Source organism: Roseomonas rosulenta (assembly GCF_016106005.1).
GTDB classification, from domain to species: Bacteria; Pseudomonadota; Alphaproteobacteria; order Acetobacterales; family Acetobacteraceae; genus Neoroseomonas; species Neoroseomonas rosulenta.
This window is the reverse complement of the sequence record NZ_JACADR010000610.1, coordinates 1-817: the sequence shown is the minus strand read 5'-3', so window position 1 is coordinate 817 and position 817 is coordinate 1. Positions and strand designations below refer to the sequence as shown.

Here is an 817-nt window from a genome sequence, read left to right as displayed (position 1 = left end):
GGACCGGAACGCGCGGATCTCCATCTTGGCCAGGGCTCCGCCCTGAGACCGGATACGTTGGCGTAGACTGACCAGGCAGGATCGCGAAACCTCTTGCGGACGGGGCGGGCCATACGTTTAGTGGGCCACTGCCATCTGGCTGGCTCCTGAGCCGATCGGCCTCATTGCTGAGGGCAGGATTTCGGGGGCTGGCGGCCGGTAGCCCAGCGCGGAATGCGGCCGCACCCGGTTGTAGTGCCGGCGCCACTCCTCGATCAGCACCTGCGCCTCCCGCAGCGTGTTGAACACCTCGCCGTTCAGCAGTTCGTCGCGCAGCTTGCCGTTGAAGGATTCGACGTACCCGTTCTCCCACGGGCTTGCCTTCTCGATGTAGGCGGTGCGTGCCCCAACGCCGGCAATCCACGCCTTCACGGCCTCGGCGACGAACTCTGGCCCTTGGTCCGAGCGGATATGCGCGGGCGTCCCGTGCGCCAGGAACAGGTCCGCCAGCACGTCGATCACGTCCGACGACGAGAGCTTCCGCGCCACCCGGATCGCCAGCGCCTCGCGCGTGAACTCGTCCACCACGCACAGCATGCGGAACTTCCGCCCGTCCCGCGTCCGGTCCTCGACGAAGTCGTACGCCCAGACGTGGTTCGCCTGCTCCGGTCGTAGCCGGATGCAGGACCCATCCGCCAGCCACAACCTGCCCCGCCTCGACTGCCGCTGCGGCACCTTCAGCCCCTCCCGGCGCCAGATCCGCTCGACCCGCTTGCGGTTCACCGCCCAGCCGGCGTCCCGCAACAGTGCCGCGATCCGGCGATAGCCGTATCGCCCA

At 68.3% G+C, this 817-nt stretch carries 1 protein-coding gene; it reads right to left on the bottom strand.

Annotated features, from left to right (window positions below; genetic code table 11):
• Positions 1-117: 117 nt before the first annotated feature.
• Positions 118-817: IS3 family transposase (locus HW578_RS27210; protein ID WP_198373808.1), on the bottom strand; the 700-nt coding region annotated here is incomplete at its 5' end.